This window comes from Spirosoma knui, from assembly GCF_054780635.1.
Genome location: NZ_BAAGVY010000001.1, coordinates 235,636 through 261,564 on the forward strand (window position 1 = coordinate 235,636; position 25,929 = coordinate 261,564).

The window sequence follows — 25,929 nt, forward strand, 5'->3', positions numbered from 1 at the left end:
ATTAAATTCGTCTATAGAAAGGCTGAACCGCGTCTACTTGACGAGCTGTTCGCTGATTTTTCCGAACCGCCGTTCCCGACGCTGGTAATTTAAAATCGCTTCGTACAGATGCTGCTTTCTGAAATCGGGCCAAAGCACATCGGGCATATACAACTCGGAGTAAGCTAACTGCCAAAGCATGAAGTTGCTGATGCGCATTTCGCCACTAGTACGAATCATTAATTCGGGATCAGGTATGCCGCTGGTCGACAAGTGCTGGCTAAAGGCCGCTTCGTCGATCTCTGACGGTGTCAGCTTTCCGTCCCGCACGTCGGCGGCTAATTGCCGAACGGCTTCCAGGATTTCCCACCGGCCGCTGTAACTAAGTGCCAGCACCAGCGTCAACCCCGTGTTCTGACTGGTTTCGCGCATGGCTTCGGCCAGTTCCCGCCGACAGTCGGTAGGCAGGCTTTCGGTATTGCCGATGGTGGTTAACCGCACGTTGTTATCCATTAGTGTTTTTATCTCTCCACGGATGGTGTGTACGAGCAACGTCATTAAAGCGTCTACTTCAATTTTGGGGCGGTTCCAGTTCTCGGTCGAGAAGGCGTAGAGCGTCAGGTATTTTACACCCAGCTCAGCGCATCCTTCGGTTACTTCACGTACGGCCTTAATTGCGTTACGGTGGCCAAACACCCGGGCAGCGCCCTGCTGTTTCGCCCAGCGTCCGTTCCCGTCCATGATAACGGCTATATGCTGGGGCAGATTGCTCGGGTCAATGTGTTCCTTCATCCCAATTGGGGAGTTTTAACATTAATTAACAAGACCGCGAAGGTACGAAAATTTAACCAGTAAGTCAGTAGTCTATTCGGTCCTTACAGAAAGGAATTCATGCGTTCGCTGATGAACTCTCTTATCTTTGCCCGACTAAACCGAATGCCCATGAACAAGCTATTTCTGGCCGGAATTCACCGGATAATCGTTTTGAACGCTTTGCTGCTGATCGTACTCGCCTGCCAAACAAACGATACCAACACGGCCGTTCCCAAAACCATTGCCGACCGGGTGCTGGAAGACAGTCAATTCAGTCTTTTGCGGGCCGCCGTTACGTATGCGGGCGTTAGCGATGCCCTCAAAGACGCTAACCTGACCCTATTCGCGCCTACCGACGCGGCTTTTCAAGCCTCCGGACTGACCGAAAGTGCAATTCGGGCGCTGCCGAAAGAGCAGGTCAAGAATATTGTGTTGTACCACGTACTGTATTCCCCCGTATCCGCAACGGCGATTCCGTCGGGCCAAAACTCCGTGCAGACGGCCACCAACGGGGTTGCCTTCGTCAACAAGACAAACGCGGGCACCGTCTACGTCAATCAGGCCCGAGTAACAGAAACTGATCTGGCCACGGCCAATGGCGTTATTCACGTAATCGACCGCGTGCTGATGCCGTCGGCCGACAATATGCTGGCGGCCATCCAGGGTAATCCGAACCTGACGTTTCTGGCGGCTGCCGTTAGGCGGGTGGGTTCCAGCAGCCCGACATTGCTAGCGGCACTTTCCAGTTCGAGTACGTCTAATCCAGTCACTGTGTTTGCGCCCAGCGATGTGGCCTTTAAAGCCGATGGTCGTTACAATTCGCTGGCTGCGATCGAGTCGGCCAACCCGCAGACGCTCGCGTCGCTGCTGTCGTATCATGTAGTGTCGGGGGTACTTTTCTCGAACCAGCTCCAAGCTGGATCAGTCAATACCCTGCTGAATGGGAACAGAGTAACCATTGCATCCGTTAATGGTACAGCAACGGTGAAGGGCGCTAAAAACTCGACTCCGGCTGCGCTGAAGACAACCGATCTGGTAGCGGCTAATGGCGTGATTCATATCATCGATCAGGTCCTGCAGCCTTAAGCGAGGAGTTGATCGGCGTTTGGTTCAGGTGGCTATGTTCCCCAAAATTATGCTTTACATTGGCCTTGGCCTCCTGCTGATTATCGCGATTGCCGTAGCGATCGGTTACGCTGTGTCGGCCCCGCGTTATACCGGTCCTGTCTCCGATCATTTCGATGGTAAGGAGTTTCAAAACCTGAACGGGGTGAAGCCGAAAGGATTTCTTGAGTTATCGGGCTGGCTGTTCAACCGGGAGCGAACGCAGCCCTGGGGTGCTTTTCACGACGATAAACCCGGCCCTCCTCCGCCCCGGCGCGTAACGGGGCACGAAGTACGCGTTACGTTCATCAACCATTCGACGGTATTGTTGCAATTCGATGGCCTAAACGTATTGACAGATCCAGTCTATTACGAACGCGTTAGCCCTTTTCAGTTTGCGGGCCCGAAACGAAACCGACCGCCGGGTATTCGCTTTGACGATTTGCCCAAGATTGACATTCTTTTGTTGAGCCATAATCACTGGGACCATCTGGATATTGGGACGGTGGAGCGACTTTGCGCTCGTGACCAACCCAAGGTTTACTGTCCCCTGGGCGTGAAAGCTTTTCTGGATGAGCACGGGTGTGGTAACGTAACGGAGATGGACTGGCGGCAGGCGGTAGCTTACAACGATAACACGACGATTCACTGCGTTCCTGCCCAGCATTTTTCGGGGCGTGGTATTTTTGATCGCAATGCCACCCTCTGGGCCGGATACATAGTAGACAGTAAAGCCGCGGGCAAGCTTTATTTCGTAGGCGATACGGGCTATGGCCCCTTCCTGAAGGAGATTGGCAAACAGTTCGGTCCGTTGCGCTTAGCGCTGATTCCCATTGGTGCTTATAAGCCACCGTTCTTTATGGCACCCATCCACTGTTCACCAGCTCAGGCGGTACAGATTCACCAGGACGTTCGGGCTGAGCAGAGCGTAGCGATTCATTTTGGCACATTTCCTTTAGCCGACGATGGCGAAGACGAGCCGGTTACTGATCTGGCTAATGCATTGACGGCAAATGGTATACCATTCGACCGCTTCAAAGCGTTGAAATCAGGAGAGAGTTTGGTGATGCCGTGAAAAGTTTTGGGCATCTTCCCAACGCTACGCCACGATAAAGGGTCAATAGACGTATTGACAGTATTGTTTGTTAAATTTATTCCATGCGTAAACTTCAGTTAACATTTTTCGGTGCCATTCTTGTGGGCGGACTGGCAGGCTGTACGAGCGAAAGCGTCGACCCGTCGAGCAAATACTACGACGATAACGACGCTCAGATAAAGACCTATGCCACGGCAAAAAATCTTAATGGGACAACAAGGACTTCTGGCTTGTATTATGTGATTACGACTGCTAACCCAACGGGCAAACAACCTGCAGCCGGTGAGGAGGTTGAATTTAGTTTCAAGTCGTATAATTTACAGGATGTGCTGGTCGATAGCACGAAGGCAAACGCTCCGGTCTATTATCCGCTGGGAATCCGATCTATTCTGGCGGGATTGGAAGAAGGGGTTAGCTTGATGCGGGAAGGCGAAAGCGCTACATTACTGATTCCGTCGTATCTGGGATATAACGATCAGGTTGTGAATTCGAATTTGCCCGCTTACTCGGTCGTTCGGTTCGATGTGAAGTTGAAGCGGTCACGCAGCGAAGAGGAGCAGATCGACGAATACATTGCCGCTCAGAACCTTACGGTTACCGAAAAGCTGACCGATGGGCTCCGCTTCATCAAAACGCAGGAGAATCCATCGGGAACCGTACCGATTCAGGGGCAAACACTAACGATCCGGTACAAGGGTAAGCAACTCCGGTCGCCATCCGCCTTCGACAGCACGGGCACCGGAACGTTCGACGCCATACTGGGTCAGAACCGATTCATCAAAGGATTTGAAGAAGGCTTATCAAAGCTGAAAGTTGGGGAGAAAGCAACCGTCATCTTCCCATCCTCGATTGGCTACGGGCAGCAGGGTGCGGTTCAGAGCAACCGGTACCTCATTACACCGTACGCGCCGTTACGCTTCGACCTCGAAGTTGTCTCGGTAAAGTAAATCTCATTTCGTATAGTAATCCCGGAGCAGGCCCTGTGATTTCACGGGGCCTGCTTTGTTGTATAACCCGCTGAATGGAGTTCCGACGGATTAGGATACGCAACAAAACCGATGGACTGGCCTCCGGCGCATGCAACATAAGCGGTAGGATTGTGTTATTGGGGAACGCACGAAGGCTACTTATGGCAAATAGCTTTGGGCGAATACACCTTCTAACTTATCCAACGTATGAACAACAATTACAAACACCATCGCTTCGTGCTGAGTGTGGCCTTCTGGCTACTCGCATTCACGCTGACACAAGCCCAGGGGGTTCGCGGCAACGTAACGGATGTTTCAGCCAACACCCCAATCCCCGGCGTAACGATTGCCGTTGTTAACACAAATTTCGGTACCACAACCGACGCCAACGGTAATTACTCACTCCGGCTTAGTCCAGGCAGTTACACGATTCGGGTCAGCTTTGTCGGCTATCAAACGAAAAGTATACCCGTAACTGTGGCTGGTTCCGACTTTGTCACCGCTGATGTTACGTTGCAGGAAGGCACAGCCAGTCTTGGTGAGGTAGTGGTGGTTGGGTCACGCTCGACCCAGGTACGGACCAGTACCGAAACGGTTGCCCCGGTCGATGTCATCCAATCGCGGGATTTGATTGCTACCGGGCAGATTGAGCCAACGCAGCAACTGAACTTTGTGGCACCCTCATTCAACTCGTCCCGCCAGACAGTTGCCGACGGTACCGACCACATTGATCCGGCTACGTTACGTGGGCTCGGCCCCGATCAGGTGCTGGTGCTGCTAAATGGGAAACGGCAACATAACACGGCGCTCATTAACGTAAATGGCACTATTGGCCGTGGGTCGGTCGGTACGGACTTAAATGCCATTCCCTCGGCCGCCATTGAACGTATTGAAGTGTTACGGGACGGGGCTTCGTCCCAATACGGGTCGGATGCCATTGCGGGCGTAATCAACCTCCGATTGAAAGAACGAGTCGGTACAAGCGTTAACGCGCAGCTTGGCCAGCAGTATGCCGGTGATGGGCAGGTAGCACAGATTGGCATTAACCAGGGCTTCAAACTAAAAAATACTGGATTTTTAAGCCTGACCGGTGAGTTTCGACACCGGGGTGCTACAAATCGCGCGGGTGATTATACCGGTCCTGTATATGTGAACTGGAACGCGGGACGTAACACGGTGAACGGTGTCGCCGAAACGGATGCCGAATACATTGCCCGTCGGCAAGCGCTTTATCAGCAGGATCAGACTCTGATTCAGCAGAATCGGTTCGATCGGTCGCGAAATATTCAGGTAGGTAACTCGCAGGTTGAGAATGCCGGTTTCTTCCTTAATGCCCGAGTTCCGCTCACTACTCGCTCTAGCTTCTATGCGACGGGAGGGCTGAACTATCGGCGTGGGCTGGCAACGGGCCTCTATCGCTATCCGTACCAGACTACGCAGGTTATTACCGAACTGTATCCGAATGGGTTTCTGCCGAACATTCAATCGACGATCAACGACCAGTCGCTGCTGGTAGGTGTTAACGGCGAATCGAACGGCTGGCGCTGGGACATCAGTAATGTATACGGCGGCAACTCGTTCCGATTCGACGTAACGAACTCCAACAATGCGTCGCTGGCGTACCTGGGCACCTTAAATAACCCCACTAGTTTTTACGCTGGTACGTTGAGCTTTTATCAGAATACGGCCGACGCCAGCGCGGCTAAAGATTTTGGCAAACAGATTGGCTTACGCTCGTTTAACGCAGCCGCCGGGGTTACGTATCGTAATGATCAATACCGCATCAAACAAGGCGAAGCGGCTTCTTTTCTCAACTTTAGTCCGCAGTCGGGTCGAGTGGGAGGGGCGCAGGTATTTCCGGGTTACCAGCCCGCCAATGCCGTCAATGCAACACGTAACGTTTATGGGGCCTATGTCGATATTGAAACCGATTTGACGGATCGACTTTTGCTGAACGCGGCCGGACGCTACGAATACTATACCGACTTTGGCAGTAATCTGGCTGGCAAGCTGGCGGCCCGATACAAGTTCAGCGAAGCGTTTTCGTTACGTGGCTCCATCAGTAATGGCTTCCGGGCCCCTAGTTTGCACCAGCGCTATTACAGCGCGATCAGCACCCTGTTCGTATCGACAGGGCAGGGACTGGAACCCCGACAAACAGGTACGTATCGGAATGATAGCCCGATTGCACAAGCGTTTGGCGTACCTCCGCTCGGCGCTGAGCGCTCCACAAATTACAGCGTCGGTATTACGTCGCGGCCGTTGCCAAACGTAAGTATTACGATCGATGCGTATCAGATTGATATCCGCAACCGCATCATTTACAGCAATCAGTTCAATCGCGGCACGACCGGGGCGGGCCTGATAGTGGCGAACATTCTGAACAGTGCGGGTCAGCAGGATGTAAACAGCGCTCAGTTCTTCGCCAATGCGGTAAACACCCGAACCCAGGGTATCGACGCAGTTATTGCCACGAGCCCACGTTTGAACAACAGTTCGCTGGATATAACGCTGGCGGCCAATTTCAACCGGACGCAGGTACGGGGCGATATTCAACGACCTGCAAACCTGCCGGCCGATGCACAGTTAGGCAATTCCCTGTTCAACCGGCAGGACAGCGCTCGACTAACTGTGGCACAGCCCAAGAGCAAAGTATCATTAACGTTCAACTACCGAGTGCGGAAATTTGGGGCGGTGCTGCGCTTTACACGCTTTGGTGAGGTACAGAGCTACGACCCGATCAACCCGGCCCTGGATGAGGTATTTACACCAAGAGTTGTCACCGATTTCAGCGTAAACTACCGGCTTGTACCCAGTGTGGTGCTGACGTTAGGCGCAAACAACCTATTCGACGTATATCCTGACCAGTTGCGGGTAACTCAATACGCAACTCCTGAACGATTCGGGTCTGCCGTACAGGACAACACCTCGTTTGGGCGGTTCGTCTACAGTCGAAACGCAACGCAATTCGGTTTCAACGGTGGGTACTACTTCCTGAACGTATCAGCTAATTTCTGATAGGTGTAAAAGATTGATGTGTAGCAATACCCCTCCCAGCCTCTCCCCCCTCGAGGGGAGAGGCTGGGAGGGGTATTGCTACACAGCGTTTGAGAAAGGGCTAGAGAAAGTCCAGTACGACTTATCTGTCCCCGGAAACAAATCACTTACACGTAGCAAAATCATCCGGCCGTTTAGGTCTGTGTGGATACAGACCTAAACGGCCGACTTATGTCTCCCCTCTCCCAGTGGGAGAGGGGTTGGGGGTGAGGGTAAGTTATTTCGGAGCCATACGGATCGCACCGTCGAGCCGGATGACTTCGCCGTTGAGCATGGGATTCTCGAGAATACTTTTGGCCAGCATGGCGTATTCATTAGGCCGCCCTAAACGCGACGGGAACGGTACCTGCTGACCTAGCGAAATACGCGCTTCTTCGGGTAGGCCCATCAGTAAAGGCGTTTCAAACAGGCCGGGTGCAATCGTCATGACTCGGATGCCAGAACGGGCCAGATCGCGGGCGATGGGCAAGGTCATACCGACAATACCGCCTTTCGAGGCTGAATAAGCCGCCTGGCCCATCTGACCATCGTAGGCGGCTACCGACGCCGTGTTAATAATGACGCCCCGTTCGCCTTCTTCATTCGGTGTATTCTGTTCCATCGTCAGGGCCGCCAGACGTATCACATTGAACGTACCGATGAGGTTAATCGAAATGGTCTTCTGGAAGGCCGCCAGTGAGTGAGCGCCGTAAACACCATCGACCTTGCCAAGCGTTTTGCGAGCTTCCGCGATACCTGCACAGTTGACGTTGATGTGCAAAGCACCGAAGGTTTCGACGGCCAGATTAATGGCCGCTTGTACATCGGCTTCGTCGGTAACGTTGGTTTTGGCGAATCGAACGCTAGTGCCCAGTTCTTCGGCTAAAGCCTGACCTTTTTCTTCATTCAAATCGAGAATGACGACGTTGGCACCCTGCGATGCCAACATCCGAACGGTGGCTTCTCCCAGTCCCGAAGCGCCCCCCGTAACAATAGCAGTGGCTTGTTGTAAGTTCATTTGTCTGACGGGCTGAGTGCCCACATCTTAGTTTGTTGGGATGAATAATACGGCATCAGCCACTACGGGCTGCTCGGCACCCGCCGTCGTTATGTCGACATAAGGTTGCTGAGCGGACGCCCTGGACGTAGTAAAGGCATACTCGCCTACGCGTATCCAGTCGTTGTTGTGATTTTGCTGATCAATGGTAGTTTCGGCAACGGTCTGGCCAGTGTGCACGCGCACCCGAACACGACTCGACTTGTTGGTTTGCTGGCTGTCCTGATCGGGATTACCTCCGCCACCTAGCCGCGAGGGATTATAGATGAATACGGCATACCGACCGGCCTGTAAACGGCCAGGCTGAAAACGTACCGATGCCGACTGACCAGACGGACTGATTAACAACGACGTACCGTATTTTCCGCCTTTGGTGTCGCGCTGCCAGGTGCCCTGTTGAACAACCTGCGTGCTGTCGTCATTGTCGATGAGAATTTCGGGGCGGGACCCATTCATCAGTGGGTTCTGAGCCAGATGCATTTGTAGTTTCTTCACGTCGATGTCCTGCACCGCTTTGCGGTCGTCGATAGCCTGACAAGCCGCTACTGCCGCCGACTGCGCCAGGACCATAAAAACGGGCTCCATCCGGATAGAGCCGTAGGCAATATGACTGGCTGATAAGCAAACCGGTACCAGCAGATTCAGAACGCTACCCCGTTTCGGAACGAGCGCCCGATAGCTAACCGGATAAGGCGGGAAGCCGCCGACCTGAACGTCACCTTCGTTTCGGACCTGCGCGACACCGCCCGGGCCTTCAGCCACCAGCCGCTGGCAGTTGTGCGAATCCATCGTGTAAGCGGCCATACCAACGCCGTCGGTTACCGTGGCTTTCCCTTCGCAGTTGGCCTGCGTCATTACGTATTCACCCACCATGCGCCGGGCCTCGCGGATGTAAAGCTGATGCGAGAAGTGTTCGTTATCCGTGTACTCGTCTTTGGGGTAACCCCATTGCAGCATCTCATCACGGAGATGTTTAGGGACGCGTGGGTCATGGCCAATGAAGTAAAAGAACCCCTTTGTGTATAACTCGTGATCGCGGATGATCTCGGCCCGGCGCGCGTAGCTGGCCGTCGGATAATCGTGATTTGCGCCGATCATGTCGGTTGACAGGCCACCGCAGTTGTTGATGTCGGTTTTGCGGTTCGGCATCATCACGAAGTGCATCAAATTCCAGGTCAGCTCGTTAGCCTCTTTCTTAGCCATCTGCCGCAAGAGTAATTCATACTTCGTGGAGTCGTATCCAGCGGGCCGAGTAATCGGAATTTGGTTAGCCGGATTATCGGTCAGGCACATACGGTAATTGTAGGCCTGAATGAACTTGCTGGCTGAACCATTGGGAGTCAGTTTAGCGTCGCTGATGCCGTAGAGTAATCCGCTTTCGGGTTTGCCCGGAATACGATAGGGGTCAACACCATCGGGAAATTGATGCTTGTCCAGCAGCTGAACGCCATTCCAGGTTTCGCCATATTGGCTATTCGCTTCGCGACCGACTGTAAACGTAACGCCAGCCTGTGCCATCAGATCGCCTTCGTAGGTGCAGTCAATAAACTGTTTGGCGCGGATGGTCTGCTTTGAAGTTGACCGATCAGTTGATGGTTCGATGGTGATGCTAACGATTCGACCGTTACTGACCTGCGTTGAGGCCAGACGGTGTTCCATCAGCGGTTTAATACTGGCTTCGGCCAGATATTGCTTGAACAGGTTCTCGGCTACGTGTGGCTCAAAGACCCACTGTTCGAGTTTACCGTAATGCTTGCCGATACGTCGATAAAAGTCACGGGCCAGGCCGGTTATGGCGAATTTGTTGCCGATGTCAGTAGCGCCCAGACCGCCCGCCGTGAGCCCGCCTAGGTGCCGACCGGGCTCAATGAGCACCACCGTTTTTCCCGCTTTCTTCGCCGAATACGCAGCCATAACTCCGGCCGATGTGCCGCCGTATACGCAAATGTCCACGTTGAGTGGCTGCTGGGCGAATCCTAAAATCGGACTAAGCAGCAGCAGTGCAAACCTGCTGCTGCGTGACAGAAAGAAGCTGCTCATAGTGGGTTTAGTGGGTAATCACAATATAGCCATCAGCTCTTTCCAATGGCGAATATCGTAGGTAGGCTGGTCATCGACCAGCGCACCTGCTGGATTATAAAACACGGTATCCAGTCCGACGCCTTTAGCGCCCAAAATATCGGCTTCGTAGTTATCGCCAATCATTAGGCTGTCGGTAACACGTGCACCCGCGGCCGATAGAGCGTATTCAAACACCAGCGGATCAGGCTTTTTTGCATTGGCGTTTTCGCTGGTAACAACGAGTGTGAAGTAATGCGCAATTTCGGCGCTATCCATCTTCACCGCCTGAATTTCGGCAAAACCGTTGGTGATGATGTGCATGGTGTAGCGATCTTTCAGGTAATCCAGAATGTCACGGGCCGATTCGAGCAGATGAGGTTTCCGGGGCAGCAGGCGCAGGTATTCGGCGTTCATATCGGTATGGATACTACCTTCGTCGACGCCCAGCGACTTGAACACCATCGGAAAGCGATTCTCCCGGATGTAGCTGTGCGTAATCAGGTTCTTGTCGTAGTCAGCCCATAACTTCCGATTTATGGTAATGAAATGGCGACTGAATTCTTCAGCCGAAGTGATGCCTACGTCCGTTAATCGAAATGTCTCGAATATCTCGGCAATGCATTCGGCTGAGTTACGGTCGAAGTCCCATAACGTGTGGTCGAGATCAAAGAAAATGTGCTTGTACTTCATTAGGTATAAAGTTGTACAGGTAGTAAGTTATCAAGTCAATATGTAGTTGACGCTTGCCCTAAGGCTAGTTTTTAGATTTCATTTTGAAAATGTTTTTGTCATTCCGACGCCAGGAAGAATCTTCTTTAGCAGGATGGTTACCTGAGAAGATTCCTCCTGGCGTCGGAATGACAAAAATGCCCATCATGGATAAGCGTCAGCTACTTTATAACTTACTGACTTTATAACTGTGCAACTAACTTTAAAAATCTAGCTTAAGCCGTTCGACGGGCTGGTTATTGACTAAATGGCTGTCGACGATTTCATTAACATCCGACAGTTGTACATTTCCGTAGTACGTGCCTTCGGGATAAACCACCAGCGCGGGACCAAAGGCGCAGGCATCCAGACATCCGGTACGTTGCGCCCGCATTTCTTTCAGTAACCCGCGTTCGGCCAGTGCTGCTTTGAAGGCGTCAACCAGTTCGTTGCCGTGCGCTTCCCCACACGATTTTTTCGGGGCTACTTTCTGGTTGTTGCAGATAAAAACGTGCTTTTTGTATTTCATACGATCGTTCGATATCAAGGTGCAAAGGTAGCCAACGTAGCGCACCCAATTGTTATGCTTGTTCGTCTAAGCACCGCCGGGTCTCAGTTAACCACTAAAATGGAATGGATCGCCAGGCTGGGTACTCGTACGGTCGCTATTCCGTTGGCATAGGTTATGGCGAGTGGTTTGTTTTCGGGTTGTTGAACAATACGTTGCGGCTTTTTGTCGACACGAATCCTGACGGTCAGATTCGTAAGCGGAGGTAACTCGTCGTACGAGAACACGTGCGGATTGGCGTGTTTGCCACCGGTGTTAATGAGATTCACAGTCAGCTTGTTGCCTAACTGATTGACGACGACATGGGCCAGGTGCGTCCCACTCACTTCTACTTTAGGGTTTGTCAGCAGGGGCTTGGTGAGCCAACTAATGAAGTCGCGCTGTTTAGGGGATTGATGCAGCTGATAGTCCCGGCTTAAGTCGGCATAGACGCCAATCAGCTTGCCTTTGCCAAACGGGGTCGTGGTGGCAATAGGGCCAAGCTCCTGCCCGCCCGATTCGCGGCTGAACACGCGGCCTAGCACCTGAGTTGTCGCGCTGGTTTGAACAGGTTGAAACGTGCCGTTTACAACAACGTATGGACCAGAGTAACTCACCCATTTTGTGCTGGTTAATGGTGAGCCGATGAGCGTTACGTTTAATTCATTGGCAAAATTGCGGGTGGTTTCGGCTCCCATGAGTACCAGATTCCCTCCTTGCCGGGCATACGCCAGTAACTCTTCACGAAAAGCCGGGGTTAGCGAATCCTGTTGGGAAACGATGATAACCGGATACTGGCTCATGCGGCCCTGAATATGATGCTCGGCCAGTACGTCAACGGGCAATTGTGAGTCGAGCAGAGCAGTTAATAGACCCTGGATACGTTGCGTCTGTTCGTTACCAAACAGGGGGGTATTGTACTTCCTGAACGTAGCGTTGGTGTACAATAGCGCAACTTGCGGAACCGGCGTTGAGCCCTGACAAAACGGTTGTCTGGCCCGCACAAATTGGCTTAACGACCTCATCGTCTCGATTTCAGCGGTTGGTAGGGATGCATCCCGGTGCTGACGGAAGTAAACCTGAAACCCACCACCCAGCGATATGATCTCGGCGGCATCCTGCATGAGGTGAACGGCTGTTTTCTGGTCGCCACCCATCGGTGGAGTAAACTGCTGCCAGAAACTCCAGGTCATCAGATCCCAGGGTTTTTGGTAAAGCTGCCCTTGCGGAGCCAGGATGCGCCCTTCTAAAGCGGCTGAGTTAATGCTATTGCCGGGTGTAAGATCGCCAGACAGGTAGTCAACATGGGTCGTAATGGGCTCGGGCATCATCGAGGAATACGCCCAGTTTGAGGCTACCTTGAATTTTGGATTATGACGGTGCAACTCATCGACGTAGTGGCCCAGGTAGCGCAGAAACGACTGGCGAGAAAAGTTTTTGAATACCTGATAGTGGGCGTCTTTATCGGATTTGGGTACGGTCTGAATGCCGGTTTCTGCCTTAAAACGCGCCAAGGCTGCGGGAGAATAATCAAGCACTGTAGCCCAGCATTCTCCATCTACCCAAACGCCGTTGATGCCATAGTCAGCCACTTCGTTTAGCTGCGGAATAAGCAGCGAGTCTACGTAAGGGCCGTGTACCGACGCTTTCGACTTATCCGGCTCGCCATTTGCTTTAATGGCGCTCCAGCCTGGATGTTTAGCCAAGATGGCATCGTCAAACACACCCGAATAGTGGACATACAGGTCTATGCCATGCTTTTTGGTAATGGTGCGATAAAACGCCAACGGGTCGCTTACGATACGTTTTGTAGTGGTCGCATTGGCTACTTTGGAAGGATAACTTGCTACGCCCGGATGCCCTTTAGAATCGACCTGAATAAAATCGGGTTTTATGGCGGTCAGTAGTGAATCAAGGCTGCGCTCCGATAAGGTTTTACCCACCAGCGTATCATTCGGCTCGGCATGGAAATCGAAGTGCATGCCAAAGTAGCGTTGACCTGTTGGATTTTGACTGGTCTGGGCAACCACCCGAATGTTAATCAAGACGATCAGTAACGTAACGAACTGTTTCATTGATGAGGGGACAACAGACGCAGGTTGTTTGTGCGGCTTGTGCCTGTATCAACCCAAAGCAGAAATAACAACAGAATTAACGAATTAGCTGTCTCACCGCTTGGCGACAACCATTGTGCGGCCGGGCATGGTACGGTAATGAATGACTTTGTGGCGCTTTAGCCCTGCTGATTGCTGCCAGCTCTGTATTTCGTCAACGGAATAGTTGCCCGCCGTACTGCTCAGCCCGTAAAACAAATCAGTGCTGCTGCCGATCAGGTCAGGCTTGGCTCCAACTTCGGGTCGGATAAATTCATTGACGATGAACACGCCACCGGGCTTAAGTGCTTTAGCTACCTTGTTCGTGACTAACTGGTTCTGTTCGGGCGTGAAATGATGCGCCAGACTCGACATAAGAACAATATCAAATACAGCGTCGCCGAAGTCGTCGGTAAGGGCATTACCAGCCTGATGCCGTATCCGGTCGCCCATACCTTGCTGCGCCAGCAGAGGAGCGGCCTGTTCGATTGCCGCGGACAGGTCAAGGATCGTAGACGTAAGATTCGAATGTTTCTTGCACAACGCTACGGAGTGCTGCCCGTGTGAACCACCAATGTCCAGCATCTGCGTCGGTGCACCCGACCGTACCGATTTAGGAATGGGGGCTCGATAACCAAACTCGCGGGCTTCGGTGCTGCTGGCCGCAACCATCGCCTGTTGGTAGTAATTCCACTGCTCGGCGTTGAGCTTGTCGTGATATTGAATACCCTGTCCCGTTTGTAAATACTCGCCTAACTGACTCATCCATTCCCAAACAACGCGGTTATTGAAGATCATCATGCCATAGACTGACAGAGGATCGTCTTTAAGCGTGAAACGTCGGGCCATGCGCGTAAGCGCGAAGCGGTTATCCCGAAAGGTGAAGTAGCCCATAGCGGTCAGTAAGCCCATAAGTTCGCCCAGGGCTTTTCGGTTCAGATTTAATTCGGCAACGAATTCATCGAGGGTCCTCGGTCCGTTTTTAGCGGCTTCAAAAACGCCTTTGTCTGCGGCTTCCAGTGCGGCTTTCGCCAGCATCGGCATGATTTGAGCGTGTAATAAGGGAATGGGAGCAAGATTAGCACGAAGGGCAAACCACTCAACGGGATTCTCGGGGGAAATAGTCAGTTGCATGAATAAACAGATGCCTATGTTCAGTAAACGATTTTACGAGGCAATCGGCTTTTCGATATGTAAATCGGCTGTTGGCGGTACACCGCATTACGTCTTAAACCGGTTTGATGAAAGACATAGTAAACGTATCAGGAAGTAAACGCTGAAAAGCCCAGCCCCTTCCTTGACTCGGAAAAGAACTGGGCTTTGTTGTACTTGACTCGAAGAAACTTGATCTAACGTATCGCTACGTTGGGACGTAATGCTTATCGATCCAGACTATGATTTTTTAGCCGATGTTTTGGCGGTAGCTACTGTCTTTTTGGGCGCTGTTGCTGGGGCCGTCGACGTCTTTTTCGTCATGGTAACGGGGTCCCACAGCACGACTTTATTCTCGAAGTAGCTTTCGTTGCAGGCCAGAACCGGAGCCGCAGCCCGGAACCCGAAAACCGGATCTTCGATGGTGCCCTGACTGCCTTCGCGAACGTTTTTGAAGAAATCGCCGAAGTGTTTCGCGTGCGCATCGTCGTCTTTGGGCGCTTCAAACCGTACCTCCTTAACCGGTTCAGCCGTGCGCGTTTCGGGGGGGTACTGCGCATCGTACTGCCGCACAAACTCCTGCTGAACGTCGGGTGTGAACGTAAAGAAGCTGTCGTAATTACCGTATCCCGGTGCCTTGGCCAGTTTCTTTTTGGTCAGGATCAGGTTATTCTCCGAAAACTCGATCTGGCCTTCGTTGCCGATGATCCGCGTTACGTCGCTGATCTTACCCGCGTTGGCGAAGTTAACCCGCAGCACCATCTGGAACGCTTCGTGCTGATCGGTTTTCGGGTAATCCATGATGCTCGTCATTACGTCAGGAACGTCGCGGCCGTCTTTCCAGTACGCCAGGTTACCCGACGAGAAAATGCGCGTCGGTCCCAGCGAGTTCGTTACGTAATGCACACCTGTGATCAGGTGAACAAATAAATCACCTGCTACGCCCGTGCCATAATCTTTGTAGTTCCGCCAGCGGAAAAAGCGTTTCGGGTCGAAGGGACGCTTGGGAGCGTCGCCCAGGAAACGGTCCCAGTCAATGGTTTGTGGAGAGGCATCCGGAGCGACCGAGTAATTCCAGGCACCGATGGAGTTGAACCGGTCGTTGTTCGACTCGATGTAGTTGATATTGCCAATTTCGCCAGCCTGTACGAGCCGCTTAGCTTCCTGAAACGATGCGCTGCTGATTCGCTGGCTGCCGACCTGCATGGTTTTCCCGGATTTCTTCCAGGCATCGATAACGGGCTTCCCTTCATTGATGTGCTGGACCATGGGTTTCTCGCAGTACACGTTTTTCCCGGCTTTCAGCGCGGCAATAGTGATGTGGTCGTGCCAGTGGTCAGGGACGACAATCAGTACGGCGTCAATGTCCGGACGGGCCAGAATTTCGCGGTAATCGCGCGTAGCAAACAACTCTTTATCCTTACCAAAAGCGGTCTGGGCGGTCTTCAGGCGACCTTCGTACAAGTCCGATACGGCGACTAACTCAACATCCGGATTGCGCAGAGCTGCTCGGGTATCGTAATTGCCCTGAATCCCCATGCCAATGGTAGCAAAGCGGATTTTGTCGTTAGGGGCAATCTTTTTCAGATTCGGGATATAAGCCGGAAAACCGAACGGCTTGGCAATACCCTGGGTGGCTACCAGTGCCGAAGCAGCTGATATACCTTTTATAAATTTGCGACGGGACGACTGCATAAATTGATACGATTTTATGTCTCTACCCAAAAGCCAATCCGGTAGCAGATTTACCTGTAACGACTTTGGGGAAGCTGTTACGGTAACGCGCTGGCGGAATCGTTATAACAATGGGTTATGTACCGACTAACGTAATAAACCAGACTGATTAGGCGTATTGGGTTTCGTTCAGCGCAGCCGCTGGTTTGATGAGTGGCAGACTGATCGAAAACAGATTATTGTCTTCGTTTATAAGCGGAGCGGATTGTTGCAACTTTTGATATTGGGTGGTGATCGTCGAAAGCCCTACGCCGTTGGATAAGACCCGTGTATTCTTCCGCTGCAAATTGTTCTGCACGATCAAATGGCCCTCTGTATCCGTAAAAATAGCGATGGCCAGAGGACGTTTGGGCGATGTTACGTTATGCTTTACCGCATTTTCGACTAGTAATTGCAGGGTTAGCGGAGGTAGTAACTGGGTTTGGTATTGAGGCTCTACGTTAACGGCTAAATCCAGACCTGCGCCGTAGCGCGTTTTCAGCAGGTGATAGTATGATTTAATAAAGTCCAGTTCGCTGGCTACCGTAGTTAAGGGTTGATCATTCGCTTTCAACAAGTACCGGTATACCAAACTCAGCTGATCGACAAACTGGCCGGCCCGCTCGGGTTCGTCTTCGATCAGTGACGATAAAGAGTTCAGGCTGTTGAACAAAAAATGCGGATTGACCTGCGCCTGTAGAGCCCGCAACTGCACGTCGGTCTTTTCCTGCTCTAACCGGCGAACCGATAGCTCCGTCTCCAGCCGCTCCTGTACCAACTGATCTTCGGTTCGCGCCTTTTCAACGGCCTGCGCTACCGCAAGCTGCCGCTGTCGGAAAACCAGACAAAGCGAAAAGCAAAGTAATTCAACAATGAAGCCACCCACGATGATCTGTCCAGCCAGATCCCGTTCTGAGTTGGAATGGTAGGTTTCCAGCTTTAGAAACAGACTCAAATAGTAGTAGACAATCTGGGCTTCGTTCAGCAGGAGCAAAATACTGCCACCGATAAAGAAACGCCCAATGGCATCCCGACGACCGGCCGCTACCCAGATACCCACCGCGCAGCTTAGTGTCAGGGCGCTCCAGAACATGAGCCCGAGGTAACGATGGGGAAGCGTATCCAGCCAGTGTTCCGGACTAACCAGTATGAAGCTAACCTCCAATACTAAGTAAAGGAATAAGCCGAGCTGCACCCAGCGAAACCAGGGAGCAAGGCGACGTTTAACTGGGTGCAGCTCGCCAAATAAACGATGCACTAATTCCAGATAACTGACGACAATCAGCCCATTGGTTGCTGCGTGAAGCGCTACTCCCTGCGGTTGGGTAAGCGACATTCCCTGAAGAAGCGCATACGAAAACCAAAGAAGTGTCTGGAACGTAAACAGGCCGTATATCCAGTCGCGAAACAGACTCCACTGGACGGCATTTAAGAGAAAGATGGAACCGACCGCACCTAGGTAGGCGTCATATATCATAGAAGAACAAGCGGGCTTGCCACCCCTGCCGTGTTAAATATACGCTGATACGGTAAGAATAACAATCGGTGCTAACGGGTGTATTAGCCGAAAAAACGCCCTGGTCTGCTATCTAATAATGGCGGACTAACAGGGGCAAAGCTGCTCAGTAAAATTTTTGCTTTAATGATCTCCTAAGCTAAGCGCAATAGGGTTATGGCCAAATGACTCCCAATGAATACGTTGGTGCCCGGAGCCGACAATAACCTGCTCCGGGCCCCAACGTATTCATTGTCGTACAAGCGTAGAAAACTCGGCAAATGTGCTGGTCACGACGTGTTTCTTTACGTTACACTTATCATCTTCCTCGTGCACGTTTACTAGCGTACCCGAAACGCGGCACTGTAGCTTGATAGACCCACCCGACTGCTCAAACTTGAGGATGTTAACGGTTCCTCCCGAAGCTTTCGGTTTGTTGCATTCCGTATACTCCGATGCGGCTTGCGTTTCCATACTTTTTGCGGCCTCGTTCAGCAAACTGACATTGGTATGTTCGAGATCAAACGCGAAGGCACTGACCTTAGGGTTCTTCACGAGTAGGCTCATCATAGCCCGTTTTCCGGTCGAGTCCGTACCAATAACGGTCAGATTAAGCGTGCCTCCAGCGTACGAAGCCTGTACTGCCAGAGCGTTGCTGAAGTCCCTGCCATTAGCCGTCAAGGTGTTTTCACCTTTTACGTACATCTGGCTGATAAGCATCAGTTTGGCGCTCGATTCGTGATTCGAAATCTCAATGGTTATCTGAACCGGATTCTGGGTTTTAGGTTTTCGGTTGGGGCCGATATACAGAATCCGTTTATCGCTATAACTGAACGACATACTTCCCCAGGTCTGATCTTTGGGGGCACCGTTGGTCCAGTCCTGGCCATTCAGATACGCTCCTCTAACGTCTTCAAAAGCTGGCCTTTCGGCACTTATCGCGTATTTGGGATAGTTGAGCGATTTGCCTTCGTCAATGTCTTTCTGCGTGTAGGTACGCCATTCGAACGGCGTTGAAATCCGCATCAGTTTCAAGTCTCTCAGTTCGCCAACTTCGGCCGTATCCAGCGCGGGCAATAAGCGGTACTGGGCGATGAAACCCCACCACTTAGCGCTTTTTGACCAGAATCTGATGCGTTTCCTGGGTTTATCGACGGTAACGGGCTGGGCTAATTGCCATACCTTGTTATCATCCTGAAAGGCCATGGCCAGGGCGTCGACAGAGGTGCCTATCACTTCTTTGTCCTGATAGACGTAATCAAAGGAAACCGGTTTGTCAAACGTCAGATTATCCGGGCTTATGTGGTAGCTGGTGCCTACGCCGTTCGGGGCCGTATTTTCTACCGGCTGCACCGTAAGCTGGGTTTCTTTGCTGACCGCTCCGGCGGGAAACGTCACCGATAATTTGCCGTCCGGGGTAACGAGTGTACCTCCCGCCGGGCCGATTGTGGTGGTAAAGGGTGCGCCAAGTGGCTTACCAATCGACGTAGCGGTGCCGGGTAATTCCTGATCTGGCCCTCCGGGGTTGGGAATAATCCCGTCTTCGTTCGACTTAGGGTCACAGGCTAGTAGACCGAGCAACAGGATAGGCAGTAGTTTTGCGAATGTCTGATAATGAATATGCATAGGTATGGCGAGAACAAGTAGCTGCTAAGAATACGATTAGCGGTTTGTGTAGCCAATACCCATCATGTTCGAGCGGGTAGCCGATTCCCGACCGGTAAAATCGACGGTCACCGACGAGCTGTAGTTGTAATCGCTGTCGTTGTAAACATCGCAGACGCGTAGGGCTTGTCCCGTTGGTTTATAGACAGCCGTCACTTTATAACGCCCGATTGGTACATCTTTAATGAACGAATCGTAGCGCTTTTTCGAACGTAACGTCAGCGCTTTACCCGCAGAGCCATCGATGAGCGGACCAACGGGCGTGAAGGTGAACTCAATATTTTCGTTGTCGCGCAGTTCGTCAGCATTCAGATCGCGGAAGGTTTCCACAGTGCCGCCGTAGTACAGGTCGAGGCTTAGATCAGGAATGTGCCCGGTTAACTTCCACTGAAAATTGCGAACGGGCTTCTCCTCTTCCGTAAACGAATCCGGGTTTTCGGGGTCGAGATTGATTTTATAGACCCGGTCGTTGTATTGTTTCAGGATGTATCCCTTGGCGACCCACTGGCCTAGATCTTTAACTAATTGCAGCTGATACGTACCATTGGCGGTTGTATTCACTTCGGCCCCGCGACCTTTGATTACCGTATTATCGGTGTAAATGGTGGCTCTGGACAGCGGTTTTCCCTGCGGGTCGGTAACGGTACCGATCAGATAGCCTGCTTTTCCGGCGGTGGTGTTGCCCGCATCGGGCGTTGTGGTGGTGCCATCGCCTGGGTTGACTGAATTGGTCTGGCAGGAAGTCAGGGTGCAGATGCTGCTCATAACCAATAGAAAGGCGCTGGTTAAGGTGCGGAAAGATTGTTGGGTGTTCATTGGATGTTGTTCAGAAATGGTTGATTAAAAAGAGGGTATGGGTCAGTAATTGATTGCGTTGCTTTCGGCGTTCGTGTACACTGAAGGAAACGTTTGTTGTGAAACCTGCGGGGTCGTTCGGACCAGGTAGGCCATAAGCCCCCAGCAGACCGTGCCGTAGATACCGGAGATGCTCATGGCGATCAGCGTTCCGCCTGCTGCGCCCGGCGAGACGATAAGCTCCGTTAGTTTGCCAGCCAGGGCCGTAACGGGTAACCACAGGCCAACAGCCAGCGGTACGTAACGACGCCAGCCTTGCAGAACACCCGCCCTGGCCACTGTGATACCCACCAGCAGCATAGTAAGCATACTGATCGGCCAGAAGGCATCCAGAAACCAGAAAAGCGGAGTTCCCGCCCAGGGCTCAACGGCGTTATAGACGTTCCAGCAGTTGGCCAGGGTCAGTGTGATCAGGTTGGCCGGAATGATCCAGCGCCCGAATAGGGAATTGCCTGCAGCATTCAGGCGCAGCAGTCCAACCAGGCTACCCATCCAGGGCAGCATAAAGACCAGGCCACTTAGGCCATCGAAAGCAGTTTTTTTCAGATCGGGAAACTGCTCCATCAGCAACATACTAATCATCATAAAGGGCGCACAGATCAGACCAGTTGTGCCCAGGGTGCGGTTGTTCAGCGGTAAGGTGTTCATTCGTTGTTGTATCGTTTGCGGTGTAGGATGTCAGCGATTACTGACGATGCAAAACTGGTGAATAGATGGGGGGAGATTCAATGCGGACCGTTGCCAACTGGCTCACGAGCGTTATCAATTGACGACATACCAGCGCGAATTGTCATAAAATAGTCAGCAGAGAATGGCCGATGGATACGTAACGAAGTCCGTCACCAGCGGCTTAGACCTGGGTTGGGTAAGTTTCGGATTAGGACGGATGTATCCCACTTGATTCACTAAATCTGGCAGTTCAGGATTCATTACGTAGTAATCACCGGGGAGGCTAAGCAGCTTTGTAGACGAACGTAACAACTCGCTAATGAACGACATACATCGCCAGAATAAGACTAGACAAAATGACGCTGTTCGCAGGATGTTTAAACACGCAACATTTACCTCAAGCTACGTAACGATTGCTCACCAGGAGTTCGTTACGTAGGATAGTTTGTAGGGTAATGGATGGCCGCAACCTTGACCTACATCAAGGCCATTTCTTAACATACATCAAGCAACTGAGGCTGTGGGTCGCTCTAGTTTTGTGGGGTCAAAATGAATTGACCACGACAAGCCAACAAAGCGATGAACAAGCCTTCCCACATTCACTTACCTAACCCGCTCGCGTTGAACGGTCGGGCTCTTGATACCCGAGAACGGGATACGAATCAACTGGTCGTCAGGCCGGAAAATGATACGGTGTCTATGTTAGCCAACGCCTACAGCACAGTGCGTTATGCGGATGATCTGGAGATGTTGGTTCGGGAGTTACAGGCCGTTGGGCGGGCCACAGCCGCCTACCGCAGTCGGTTTTTAGTCAAGCAGGGAACCCGGCTGATTCCCCTGCCCGTCGATCAGGTCGCTTATTTTTTTAGCAAGCAAAAAATGACGTTCGCCAAAACCTGGGACAACCGTTTTCACAGCATCGACTACCACCTGGACGAGCTGGAGAAGATGATTGACCCCCGATTGTTTTACCGGGCGAATCGACAGTTTATCATTAGTCCGAAGGCCGTTGAGCGAATTAGACCGCAGGCGTATAACCGTCTTAAAGTTGAGCTTAGACCCGCCAGTGAAGTCGAGGTATTTATTAGCCGCGATAAAGCCGTTGACTTTCGGATCTGGATGGGTGAATAATGCCTAAAATGAGAGGAAGGCCTATAACCCCTTCAATTTATTCGATTACACTATGCAAACACTAACCATTCCTATTGTAAATGCCTTCGTTGACGGAAAACAGGGTGGTAATCCAGCAGGTATTGTCCTACAGGCCGACCGATTTGACTCCGCAACGAAACAGCTCATTGCCACTCAGGTCGGTCTTTCAGAAACGGCTTTTGTGTCAGCTTCATCAGTGGCCGACGTTAAACTGGAATTTTTCACCCCGGCCCGTCAGATTGCTCAGTGTGGCCACGCGACTATTGCCACGTTTTCCTACCTCGCGCAGCAGGGTGTATTGACCAAAGAACGTAGTGTGATGGAAACGGTGGATGGTCCACGCGCTATTTCTTTAGAAGGTGACCAGGCCTTTATGCAGCAAACGGCCCCAACCTTTACCGCGCCGGAGCGTCTTCATCCCGAAGTTACAGTGCCGGCTATTTTGCGTTCTCTGGCTTTGTCGACCACTGATCTGATTGATGGGCTACTGCCCACGGTAGTAAATACCGGCAATTCGTTTTTAGTGGTTCCGCTACGGTCGGCTCAGGGCGTTAGCCGGGTCGTGCCGGATCTGGCTGCTATTGACCGGATAAGCTCGTTACTGGGGCTGGTTGGTTATTATGTCTTTTCGCAGGAGACCCAACAGGCTGGGCGCGACGCGGGTGCGCGCATGTTTGCGCCGTATTATGGAATTGCCGAAGAAGCCGCCACCGGGATGGCGGCTGGCCCGTTGGCCTGCTACCTGTATACGTTCCTGCATCAACAGAAAGCAACGTTTGCGATCGAACAGGGGCACCTGATGCAACCGCCGTCGCCGAGTGTGCTAACGGCCAGACTACAGCTCGACCAGGGAAACATTACTGGTCTGGACGTAGGTGGCCGGGCTGCGGTATCGCACTCCGTCGACATTACGGTTTAAGCGCCGGTCTACCAAGAGAACCGATACCGGCGTTCATCCACAATTCAACTTTAGAAGAACATGAAACGGAAAGAAGCAACGTATGTACCGCAGGAAAAACTGATTGTTACGCACATAAGTGGCGACCTGGATGCTAATGACATCAACGAGTGGCGGCTGGCCCTGGCGCAGGTTTTCGACCAGCTTCCCGACGGCTCCCGGTTCAAGATTCTGGTCAATCTGCACGGGTTTAAAGCCGTTGATTTTGAATCGCACAAGCAGTTCAGGACCATTATTCCGCTCGCGCTGGCCAACTACGGGTGGTACATCGGTTATCTGCGGCTGTTTCCCGAAGCCGAAATCACGATCCGGTCCGAGCGGGGAATTCACTGCATAGCGGCCGCTCATGTGCATCATGATGAAACGAAGATTACCAACTACGATACCAACTACCGGATGCACAACGAACGATTCTTTACGGACACGCAAACGGCAAGAGATTGGATAGACGGCATTGTCGTGCCTGACTAAACTATACACTACATGACACGAATCAGCTTTCTCTTTTTAATTGTGCTTATGTTGAACTCTGCCACAGCGCTGGCCCAGCCATCGGCCAGTGATACGTCCCCAAAAACCGCTAGACAAGTGGTGGAAGGATTTCTGAAATACGTTCGCTCGGGGCTTCACCCCGAGCAGGCCGGTAAATACATGGCTGATACAGTGTTGGCCCACCAGCTTACGGCTGAAAAGCCAACTACAGTTCGTCGCACACCGGCCAATTATGCCGCCCACGTAATGGATTTTCTAACCCTATTTGGCGAGTTTAAGCTTGAGGTGACCGAACTGCTGGCCGATGGGGATAAAGTATATGTTCGGTGGAAACAAACCGGCAAGCACTTGGCTGAGATCGACGGATATGTCCCCACGGGCTTACCGCTCATTGAACTGACCTCGGTGGTGTACCGGGTTGAGCGAGAGAAAATTGTGGAATACTGGCTGCAAACCGATCGTCTGGGGTTTGAGCAGCAACTGAAGCAGCAGGCGGTGTCGAAAAAGTGATACGTATCTCCTCACCAGAAGCGGGGAGATACGTAGTAACTGCGATGTGATTCAGACTCAATTCTTGTCGAATTGAATCGCTACCCACTGGCGATCGGCGGGGAGTTTGTGCGTGGCATTCCAGACAAACATGGCCTGTTCCAGTGCCGTATTCAGATTGCGTTTGGTTTGAGTACGCGCAATGTTCAGGCGACGCTCTACTTTTTCTTCGTAGATCAACTGATTAGCGTTGGTATAGAAACGAACCGTGCATTCGTTGCCTTTAGCGGGTGTTTCGATCACCCAGTAGCCTTCACGGGCAACAAGCGGTGCCTGTTTCTTTTGCGCCTGTGCCGCGAATGAAACCGTCGTGAATAGGAGGCCCAGCAGGGCTAAGCGGATAGCGGAAATGGTGTTCATAGCGTTTGTGTTTGATTGGGTCGATTACTGCATCAAAGGTAGAAACGCAACCCCCTGTCCGCTGACAAAGTAGCTGGCCAGCAACCATTCGTTGTTATACAGCAGATAATTGACAATCAACGTCAAACGTCGCGAAAACTGCCGTTCAGCGACGAATAAACGTCGTTTGTCGACAAACCCATCGGCTCATAGGCGAACCGGTCACGTTTGGCTATATTCGGGTACTGAATCAGCACGGCTATGCAACGTTTCAATAAAGAATTTGTCTTCTCGAACAAACCCCGTTACCGACTGGCCCGGCACGGATTGTTTTGGCTGGCATGGACCTTATTTTTCGCCATTACGTATTCGTTCCTGCCAGCGGGCTATCTGATCAGGACGGGCATAGCACCCGCTTTGGCACTCCTGAAAGGTGTTGTTGTCGCGGCCATTGATGCTATGCTGTTCATGCCCGCTCATATGCTGTTAACCTACAGTATTATGTACTGGCTAATGCCCCGCTTTCTGTTCAAAGGACGGTACGGCTGGGTGATTGTGCATTTGCTGTTGATCATCGTTATGGCTGCGCTGTTCTCGGCAACGCTAACTGTGTTCGTTGTGGACCCGACCCGAGTTAATATGGGTATTGTTCCCCATACGTCAGGAAACACGTTCTCATTTGCTATGATGGCGGGTATGCGTGGTGGAATTACCATCGGTGGCTTTGCCGCTGCCATTAAATTGGCAAAGGTTTGGTATCTTAAACAAGAAGCTTTTAAGCAGATTGAACGCGAAAAATTACAGGCGGAATTGCAACTGCTTAAATCACAGATACACCCGCATTTTCTGTTCAATACGTTAAACAACCTGTATGCCTTTACGCTCCGTAAATCCGATCAGTCGCCAGCCGTTGTTCTGAAGCTATCGGAGCTGCTGAGTTACATGTTGTACGATTGCAACGCGCCGGAGGTATCGCTCGAAAAAGAGATTACGTTCATGCAAAATTACATTGGTCTGGAGCAACTGCGCTATGGCGATCGGCTGGATATGTCGGTTACGATCTCGGGCGATTATCAGGACAAACTAATCGCGCCTTTGCTGCTGGTACCATTTCTGGAAAACGCGTTTAAACATGGAACGAGTGAACAGCTCGAACAAGCCTGGATGCACCTCGACTTGTCGGTCCAGGATGACAGGCTAAAGTTTAAACTGATCAACAGCCGGGAGGTAACAAGCCATGACGATACGTACGTTGGCGGCATTGGGCTGCAGAATGTGAAAAAACGATTAGAACTGCTTTATCCCAATCGGTATAACCTGCGTATTAAAGCCGAAGACGAGACCTTCATGGTTACGTTAACGCTGACATTATTCCCTGCGAAAATCGATAATCTGGTTTCTACCCCTCAACTGACCGAGGCTGTTTAA

The 25,929-nt window shown here is 51.8% G+C and carries 23 protein-coding genes; 9 read left to right on the plus strand and 14 right to left on the minus strand.

All coding sequences use genetic code 11. From position 1 onward, the window contains the following. Positions 1 to 33: 33 nt before the first annotated feature. Complete coding sequence (locus ACYVIY_RS00950) at positions 34 to 771, minus strand: isoprenyl transferase (protein WP_460974364.1); 738 nt, start codon at positions 769 to 771, stop codon at positions 34 to 36. Between the two features lie 150 nt (positions 772 to 921). Here ACYVIY_RS00950 and ACYVIY_RS00955 point away from each other — a divergent pair, with 150 nt between their 5' ends. The 4 genes from ACYVIY_RS00955 (at position 922) to ACYVIY_RS00970 (ending at position 6,978) form a co-directional block, all read left to right on the plus strand. Continuing rightward, positions 922 to 1,878: a fasciclin domain-containing protein gene (locus ACYVIY_RS00955; RefSeq protein WP_460974365.1), complete on the plus strand. Its 957-nt coding sequence runs from the start codon at positions 922 to 924 to the stop codon at positions 1,876 to 1,878. Between the two features lie 49 nt (positions 1,879 to 1,927). Continuing rightward, complete coding sequence (locus ACYVIY_RS00960; RefSeq protein WP_460974366.1) at positions 1,928 to 2,971, plus strand: MBL fold metallo-hydrolase; 1,044 nt, start codon at positions 1,928 to 1,930, stop codon at positions 2,969 to 2,971. An 83-nt stretch (positions 2,972 to 3,054) separates the two neighbouring features. Further along, positions 3,055 to 3,939: an FKBP-type peptidyl-prolyl cis-trans isomerase gene (locus ACYVIY_RS00965; RefSeq protein ID WP_460974367.1), complete on the plus strand. Its 885-nt coding sequence runs from the start codon at positions 3,055 to 3,057 to the stop codon at positions 3,937 to 3,939. A 228-nt stretch (positions 3,940 to 4,167) separates the two neighbouring features. Continuing rightward, positions 4,168 to 6,978: a TonB-dependent receptor gene (locus ACYVIY_RS00970; protein WP_460974368.1), complete on the plus strand. Its 2,811-nt coding sequence runs from the start codon at positions 4,168 to 4,170 to the stop codon at positions 6,976 to 6,978. Positions 6,979 to 7,234: 256 nt separating this feature from the next. Here ACYVIY_RS00970 and ACYVIY_RS00975 read toward each other — a convergent pair whose 3' ends face one another. From ACYVIY_RS00975 to ACYVIY_RS01030, 12 genes are all read right to left on the minus strand, one after another. Further along, entirely contained in the window at positions 7,235 to 8,014 is a 780-nt protein-coding gene (locus tag ACYVIY_RS00975; RefSeq protein WP_460974369.1) for a 3-hydroxyacyl-CoA dehydrogenase, read from the minus strand. A 27-nt stretch (positions 8,015 to 8,041) separates the two neighbouring features. Continuing rightward, a complete protein-coding gene (locus tag ACYVIY_RS00980) occupies positions 8,042 to 10,093 on the minus strand; it encodes an FAD-dependent oxidoreductase (RefSeq protein WP_460974370.1) in 2,052 nt (683 codons plus the stop codon). A gap of 18 nt (positions 10,094 to 10,111) precedes the next feature. Then, entirely contained in the window at positions 10,112 to 10,804 is a 693-nt protein-coding gene (locus ACYVIY_RS00985) for a YjjG family noncanonical pyrimidine nucleotidase (protein ID WP_460974371.1), read from the minus strand. Between the two features lie 241 nt (positions 10,805 to 11,045). Further along, complete coding sequence (locus ACYVIY_RS00990) at positions 11,046 to 11,351, minus strand: (2Fe-2S) ferredoxin domain-containing protein (RefSeq protein WP_460974372.1); 306 nt, start codon at positions 11,349 to 11,351, stop codon at positions 11,046 to 11,048. A gap of 83 nt (positions 11,352 to 11,434) precedes the next feature. Continuing rightward, positions 11,435 to 13,444, minus strand: a complete 2,010-nt coding sequence (locus tag ACYVIY_RS00995; RefSeq protein WP_460974373.1) for a hypothetical protein — start codon at positions 13,442 to 13,444, stop codon at positions 11,435 to 11,437. A 93-nt stretch (positions 13,445 to 13,537) separates the two neighbouring features. Then, on the minus strand, positions 13,538 to 14,596 hold the full coding sequence (locus ACYVIY_RS01000) for a class I SAM-dependent methyltransferase (protein ID WP_460974374.1): 1,059 nt from the start codon (positions 14,594 to 14,596) through the stop codon (positions 13,538 to 13,540). Between the two features lie 258 nt (positions 14,597 to 14,854). Then, complete coding sequence (locus ACYVIY_RS01005; RefSeq protein WP_460974375.1) at positions 14,855 to 16,309, minus strand: Gfo/Idh/MocA family protein; 1,455 nt, start codon at positions 16,307 to 16,309, stop codon at positions 14,855 to 14,857. A gap of 148 nt (positions 16,310 to 16,457) precedes the next feature. Next, positions 16,458 to 17,804 carry a sensor histidine kinase gene (locus ACYVIY_RS01010; protein WP_460974376.1) on the minus strand — a complete coding sequence of 449 codons (1,347 nt, stop codon included), beginning with the start codon at positions 17,802 to 17,804 and terminating at the stop codon, positions 16,458 to 16,460. Between the two features lie 267 nt (positions 17,805 to 18,071). Next, positions 18,072 to 19,448 (minus strand): hypothetical protein, encoded by a 1,377-nt coding sequence (locus ACYVIY_RS01015; protein WP_460974377.1) that lies wholly within the window; start codon positions 19,446 to 19,448, stop codon positions 18,072 to 18,074. A 36-nt stretch (positions 19,449 to 19,484) separates the two neighbouring features. Then, on the minus strand, positions 19,485 to 20,303 hold the full coding sequence (locus ACYVIY_RS01020; RefSeq protein ID WP_460974378.1) for a carboxypeptidase-like regulatory domain-containing protein: 819 nt from the start codon (positions 20,301 to 20,303) through the stop codon (positions 19,485 to 19,487). Between the two features lie 42 nt (positions 20,304 to 20,345). Next, the gene (locus ACYVIY_RS01025) at positions 20,346 to 20,990 is read right to left on the minus strand and encodes a hypothetical protein (protein WP_460974379.1); all 645 of its coding nucleotides are present in this window, start codon (positions 20,988 to 20,990) and stop codon (positions 20,346 to 20,348) included. 153 nt (positions 20,991 to 21,143) lie between these two features. Further along, positions 21,144 to 21,341, minus strand: a complete 198-nt coding sequence (locus ACYVIY_RS01030) for a hypothetical protein (protein WP_460974380.1) — start codon at positions 21,339 to 21,341, stop codon at positions 21,144 to 21,146. Between the two features lie 249 nt (positions 21,342 to 21,590). Between ACYVIY_RS01030 and ACYVIY_RS01035 the strand changes: the two genes are divergently transcribed. The 4 genes from ACYVIY_RS01035 to ACYVIY_RS01050 are packed head-to-tail and all read left to right on the plus strand — an operon-like array spanning position 21,591 to position 24,123. After that, on the plus strand, positions 21,591 to 22,142 hold the full coding sequence (locus ACYVIY_RS01035; protein ID WP_460974381.1) for a LytR/AlgR family response regulator transcription factor: 552 nt from the start codon (positions 21,591 to 21,593) through the stop codon (positions 22,140 to 22,142). A 52-nt stretch (positions 22,143 to 22,194) separates the two neighbouring features. Next, positions 22,195 to 23,082, plus strand: a complete 888-nt coding sequence (locus tag ACYVIY_RS01040) for a PhzF family phenazine biosynthesis protein (RefSeq protein WP_460974382.1) — start codon at positions 22,195 to 22,197, stop codon at positions 23,080 to 23,082. Between the two features lie 60 nt (positions 23,083 to 23,142). Further along, positions 23,143 to 23,592 carry a hypothetical protein gene (locus ACYVIY_RS01045; RefSeq protein ID WP_460974383.1) on the plus strand — a complete coding sequence of 150 codons (450 nt, stop codon included), beginning with the start codon at positions 23,143 to 23,145 and terminating at the stop codon, positions 23,590 to 23,592. Between the two features lie 48 nt (positions 23,593 to 23,640). Next, a complete protein-coding gene (locus tag ACYVIY_RS01050) occupies positions 23,641 to 24,123 on the plus strand; it encodes an ester cyclase (RefSeq protein ID WP_460974384.1) in 483 nt (160 codons plus the stop codon). A 57-nt stretch (positions 24,124 to 24,180) separates the two neighbouring features. Here ACYVIY_RS01050 and ACYVIY_RS01055 read toward each other — a convergent pair whose 3' ends face one another. Next, positions 24,181 to 24,522 carry a hypothetical protein gene (locus ACYVIY_RS01055; RefSeq protein ID WP_460974385.1) on the minus strand — a complete coding sequence of 114 codons (342 nt, stop codon included), beginning with the start codon at positions 24,520 to 24,522 and terminating at the stop codon, positions 24,181 to 24,183. 240 nt (positions 24,523 to 24,762) lie between these two features. On the opposite strand from ACYVIY_RS01055, the gene ACYVIY_RS01060 reads away from it, so the two are divergent. Further along, the gene (locus tag ACYVIY_RS01060) at positions 24,763 to 25,929 is read left to right on the plus strand and encodes a sensor histidine kinase (RefSeq protein ID WP_460974386.1); all 1,167 of its coding nucleotides are present in this window, start codon (positions 24,763 to 24,765) and stop codon (positions 25,927 to 25,929) included.